This is a genomic window from Bacillus sp. 05T31 (assembly GCF_056396725.1).
This window is the reverse complement of the sequence record NZ_JBFTMA010000360.1, coordinates 1-5126: the sequence shown is the minus strand read 5'-3', so window position 1 is coordinate 5126 and position 5126 is coordinate 1. Positions and strand designations below refer to the sequence as shown.

General features: G+C 35.2%; 6 protein-coding genes. 1 reads left to right on the top strand and 5 read right to left on the bottom strand.

Annotation, left to right across the window (positions count from 1 at the left end):
• From AC1DJR_RS19290 to AC1DJR_RS19280, 3 genes are all read right to left on the bottom strand, one after another.
• Window positions 1-1602 (bottom strand): UvrD-helicase domain-containing protein (locus tag AC1DJR_RS19290; RefSeq protein ID WP_477003269.1); only part of this gene is annotated, 1602 nt, incomplete at its 3' end.
• A gap of 292 nt (window positions 1603-1894) precedes the next feature.
• Window positions 1895-2758, bottom strand: coding sequence for a peptidylprolyl isomerase PrsA (gene prsA / locus AC1DJR_RS19285; protein WP_429687800.1), 864 nt, complete (start codon window positions 2756-2758; stop codon window positions 1895-1897).
• Between the two features lie 447 nt (window positions 2759-3205).
• On the bottom strand, window positions 3206-3400 hold the full coding sequence (locus AC1DJR_RS19280; RefSeq protein WP_000172693.1) for a hypothetical protein: 195 nt from the start codon (window positions 3398-3400) through the stop codon (window positions 3206-3208).
• A gap of 118 nt (window positions 3401-3518) precedes the next feature.
• Between AC1DJR_RS19280 and AC1DJR_RS19275 the strand changes: the two genes are divergently transcribed.
• Window positions 3519-3854 (top strand): DUF1878 family protein, encoded by a 336-nt coding sequence (locus AC1DJR_RS19275; protein ID WP_410589289.1) that lies wholly within the window; start codon window positions 3519-3521, stop codon window positions 3852-3854.
• Between the two features lie 5 nt (window positions 3855-3859).
• Here the strand turns inward: AC1DJR_RS19275 and AC1DJR_RS19270 are convergent, their stop codons facing one another.
• The gene (locus AC1DJR_RS19270) at window positions 3860-4417 is read right to left on the bottom strand and encodes an HTH-type transcriptional regulator Hpr (RefSeq protein ID WP_002134805.1); all 558 of its coding nucleotides are present in this window, start codon (window positions 4415-4417) and stop codon (window positions 3860-3862) included.
• Between the two features lie 299 nt (window positions 4418-4716).
• Window positions 4717-5079: a YtxH domain-containing protein gene (locus AC1DJR_RS19265; RefSeq protein ID WP_002011120.1), complete on the bottom strand. Its 363-nt coding sequence runs from the start codon at window positions 5077-5079 to the stop codon at window positions 4717-4719.
• Between the last annotated feature and the right edge of the window lie 47 nt (window positions 5080-5126).

Here is a 5126-nt window from a genome sequence, read left to right as displayed (position 1 = left end):
ATTATGCAGTTCGCTGTAATCAGAAACTTTAGTCACTGTAGGTTTCTCGCCGTCACGTTCAAAGGCGTTAATATTCTTTCCTTCCGGTACGAGATAGCGTGTGAATTCAATAATCGGTTTTGTTGATCGATAGCTACGAGTTAAGTTGATGCCGTTTGTTTCATCTGGTCCGTATAAGCTAGTAAGTGTATTGAAATTCACTGCTTCACTCGCATGGGCAAATATTGCTTGGTTAAAGTCTCCGAGCACTGTCATTTTTGCGGCAGGGAAGAGACGTTTTAAAAACTCGAACTGAAACGGAGAATAATCTTGTGCTTCGTCTACGAGTACGTGTTTAATTGATCTGTTCGTTTGGAAGCCTTCAATTAATTCTTTTAAAAGTAAAAATGGAGTCGCATCCTCGTAATGTAGCTTTCCTTCATCAAGCATGTTCACAGTTAATGAGCAAATTTCGTCCCATTCTTTAGGCTTTTCTCCAGTAACCCATGATGCATCTGTGAAGAGTTGTTTATATATGCCTGTAAAATTGATAAAACGTAGTGTTTGAACGCCTTTACGTAACGGTTTTAATTTTTTACGGACAATCATACGACCGAGTACTTTCGTTTCTTTTTCATAATCATTAAAGGAGTTGTCATCAAACTCGCCTTTTTTCTGTAAGTATTTATAAGCTTTTTGATACTCATCTTTACTAAGTAGTTCAATTTCTTCTTCTACCCAAGGCTTTTTCAGTTCTGTTTTTTCAATTGTGTCTATTTGTTTGTTTAGCCAATCCGTTAACTTCTCRATTCKATTATGGAAGCGGAGGGAGGAATCAGTATTATAAAATTGCTCTGTAATTTCTTTAGCAGAGGCAATCAGTTTTCCTCTAAATTTCATTCCTCTAACTGACGTTTTACCACTACCAGCAGCTCCTTGCACGATAAGTAGTCGGCCTTCATCGTGACGGATAATTTCATTTTGCTCGCGCTGGATAGTAGCAACGATACTTTGCATATGTTTGTTYGTWCCTTTTCCGAGCGCTTGTTGCAGRATTTCATCKCCAATTGTGAGGCTCGTATCGAACATGGAATCAATCTCGCCATTYTGAATAATATATTGTAATTTYTTCTCCACATTRCCGCRGATTACGCCTCCTGGTGTGCTGTACTCAGCCGGTCCTGGTGGATAATCGTAGTAAACACTTGAAATTGGTGCGCGCCAATCGTATATAAGAAAGTTTTCTCCACTTGCATCGGTAAGTGTAGCCACCCCGATATAAATTTGTTCTGCGCCAGATTCGCCTTCTTCTTTGAAATCAATTCGTCCGAAGTAAGGTGCTTTATGCATACGGCGTAGTGCGGCAAGTCGATTAAAGGTGTGCTTATGGGTGATTTGTGTTACGGCTAGTGACTGAGCTTGTTGTCTTAAGTTGATAACTGTTTCAAGATAATCGTCAAAAGTATCAGTGTTAACTTTAACATCATCCCAGAAGTGTTTACGAATGTTGATTACTTCTGCCCGGCGTCTGCCAGTTTCGCTTTCCAGTTTATCAATTTGCTCCGTAATCGTTTCTATTACGKTATCCAATCGTTTTTGCTCTTGATCAAGTTTTTTGTTCATACGTAAGCACTCCTTTAAAAGTGAAAAATAGAGGTTGACTGAAGATGTGTTTTGGTGTACAATTAAGATACGGATAAATACATTCTTTTATTTTTAGTGAATGCGTTTCTGTACTAATTTAACATAGTTTTTTAATTTAATCAATGATAATAAGATAAACCTTGGTTTCGTGCTGTACGAAATCAAGGTTTTTTGTGTTGAATGGAGTAAGATGGGGGAGTATATCGATTTATCGGTAAAAAACTACTACAAAATAAAAAAGCTTGGGGCTACCCAAGCTTTTTTCACTTCATTATTTCTTTGCGTCTTTTTTATCGTCAGCTTTTGGTTCTTCGAAAAGATCTTTCAAATCTTTATCGTCAACTTTTACGTCAGCTTTTTTGATTTCTTTCATCATAAGATCGTTCATAAATTGAGCATCTTGTGTTTTCTTTTGAACAAGGTCTTTTTTGATGTCGCCTTTTACTTCATCAAATGGTTTTTGTTCTTTAATATCTGTTACTTTAATGATGTGGTAACCGAATTGTGATTTTACAGGTTCGCTTACTTCATCTTTTTTCATTTTATAAGCTGCGTCTTCGAATTCTTTAACCATTTTACCAGCAGTAAAGTAGCCAAGGTCTCCGCCTTTTTCTTTTGAACCAGTATCTTCAGAGTATTGTTTCGCTAAATCTTCGAAAGATTTACCTTGTCCAAGCTCTTCTTTAACTTTTTTCGCAGTAGCTTCATCTTTTACAAGAATGTGGCTTGCTTTAATTTCAGGCTTGTAGTTTTCTTTTAGCTCTTTATCAGTGATTGTTTTTTCAATTGCTTGTTCTTGAGCTAATGAAGCGCGAACGCCATTTTTAACTGTTTCTTCTTTAAGGCCTTGCTGTTTCATTAGTGTATCGAATTGGTCACCGACTTGCTTTTTCATTTCATCGTACTTTTTGTCTACTTCTTTTTCGTCGACTTTGTAGTTTTTAATAAGTACTTTTTCCATAACCATGTTATTTAGTACTTGTTTACCAGCTTGTGTCTTCATTTGATTGTAGAACTCTTCTTTAGTGATGTCACCAGCTTTAGATGTAACAATTTTGTCTGATGATGATGATGTTCCACATGCTGATAATGCGATTACACTTGTTGCGGCTAAGGCAAGCATAGCTTTCTTCATTCAATAAACACTCCTACTATTATGTATTTTTAATTTATCCCATACGAATGAAGAAACTCCTTATGATAGGTTATTTTCGTTCATAAGAACCTGATTAAGTCTCACTGATGTCTTTGCTTTTTTTATATGTAAAAGCACGCTTAACAGGACTTACCGAGGCTTTAGGATAAAGTTTAGATGCGTGTCGTTTATTTCATAGTATAAGCAATATGTACAAAATTTAATATATCATATTTCGACGGGTTTTCCTATTGATAAAGAAATTTTAACCAGTTTGTGTCAGATTTTGAAAGGGTACCATATTGGGCACATGTCGCATATACAGAAAAGAGGAGGGGATGGGGGATGAATTCAAAACTTATTTTATTACTTGTACTGTTTATTTTATTAGTTATAGTAGGTATAATTTGCTTATAGAGGAAAAAAATGAGGAAGGGGCTTCCTTCCTCACTTTCCATGAAATATAATTTCTACATAACTAGAAATTAATAGAATGGTAATACATACATTAATAACTCGAAAGACACCGGGCTGGCGGCTCGCAGATATTTGTTTTCGCTCACACAGTGTATGTGTCATGAAATTCGTGTAAAATATAACAAGAAGTGCGAATGCAACAAAAACAACGGTTATAAGAGTCATGAGGCGAGACCTCCTTTTGGCTAAAATACATATACTTTATATATTGTATCATACGATATTTTGTTCGTGTTACAAAATTCAGAAATAGAAGACTTTGTGTTAGGAAGCGAGGGAGAAAATGGACGTTGTAAGAAGACTAGAACAAGCTGAATACTACGTAGACCTACTATTTAAAATGATTGATGAAGAAAAGTGTCCATTTTATTCTTTAATCATAAAGAAAAAAGCTCGTAAAAAAGACATTGAACGTATACTAAAACTTTGTGAAAGACTGAACGAACAGTGTGTAGTGGAGAAAGCAGAAGGCCTTCTATTGTTTGATGCGCTATTAGATCAATTTGAAAAAGCGCTTCCACATCAGCTCGAAGTACACGAAACTGCGGAAGCGCTAGCAAAACAGGGCTTATTTGTGCCACTTATGAATGAATTCTTACGCATGATTGCGAAAGGATAAATAGATTATTTCTTAACTAACTTTTGATCGGATTCCGTAAAGTTCTCCTCGATATCTTCTAATGATTTCTCAAAAATATCGATGAAGTCTTGTCCGTAAATATTACGCAGGATTGCAATCAGTTCGATATTTTCTGGGAACTTACCGTAAAAATTACGAAGTTCAAGTGCCCCATTAAAAACAGAATTATTTTCAGGATCATACTCCTCCATTAAGCGAAGTAGTAATTCTTCCCCTTTGTCTGTAATTTCAATGTACGTATTTCGTTTATCATCTTCTTTTTTTGAGAATATAAGATAGCCACGTTCTTCAAGCTTTTTAGAGAAGTTAAACGCCGTTGATACGTGCATAACTCCAAACTTAGCAATCTCAGAAATAGAAGCCCCTTTTAAATGATAAGCGATGGTTAAAATGTGATGCTCATTAATGTTTAAATCGTAAGGTTTAATCCACTGTTGCCAATCTTTCTCTACGCATTTCCATAACGCTTTCGATAATTGAGCAATACGTTGGCTGAAAATCATCGCTTCTTTTACCGAGTAATTTTTTTCTCCACTTTTCATTTACTCACCCACTTTAACATTCTTTTTTCATTATTATCTATTATGCCAGTAAAATAAAAATTAATAAAGTCTTTTTGTGAGAATTGTGAAAATTTTTCGGAAAAATAACATTCTATACAAATCATGCATAACTATGGAAGCGTTTTATGAGTCAAGAATACATGTGTTGTCTTTACATGTTAAGGGATAACATATATTGTAAATGCATAAAAACACGGCATATCTATGTGATATGCCGTGTTAAGGTCAATTCGTATGAAAAATATTTGTTATATGCAAAAAACTAAGCAGGAATATGTTTACGCTTTTTCTGGAACGGCTTCTTGTAGTTTCTCAATTGACTTTTGAATGTCTAAAATTTCTTTTTCAATATGTCGTTTGTTTTGAGAAATATCTTGTTTCCAGTTAGAAAGCGTGTCATGCATATCGTCTTTTAGTTCTTGGAATACTTCTTTACCTTCTGAAGCAGTTTCAACGATTTGACGCTTTAATAACTTCGTATCAGCTGTAATATCAGCTAATGTTTTTTTAATATCAGTTCCTTTTTCTTTCAGCTTACCGCGCATAGCTTTACCAGAAGAAGGAGTTGAGAAAAGAACGGCTAGTCCAGCAACTGCTCCGCCGCAAAGTACACCTGTAATAAAGGATTTAGCTTTTGACATAAAAGGAAACCTCCTTATTTTTCGTTCGTATTCATGATGTATAAAAG

Bases quoted from the DNA above. Each gene is read 5' to 3' on its own strand.
- prsA (WP_429687800.1), bottom strand. From the start codon at position 2,758: ATGAAGAAAGCTATGCTTGCCTTAGCCGCAACAAGTGTAATCGCATTA.
- AC1DJR_RS19280 (WP_000172693.1), bottom strand. From the start codon at position 3,400: ATGACTCTTATAACCGTTGTTTTTGTTGCATTCGCACTTCTTGTTATA.
- AC1DJR_RS19275 (WP_410589289.1), top strand. From the start codon at position 3,519: ATGGACGTTGTAAGAAGACTAGAACAAGCTGAATACTACGTAGACCTA.
- AC1DJR_RS19270 (WP_002134805.1), bottom strand. From the start codon at position 4,417: ATGAAAAGTGGAGAAAAAAATTACTCGGTAAAAGAAGCGATGATTTTC.
- AC1DJR_RS19265 (WP_002011120.1), bottom strand. From the start codon at position 5,079: ATGTCAAAAGCTAAATCCTTTATTACAGGTGTACTTTGCGGCGGAGCA.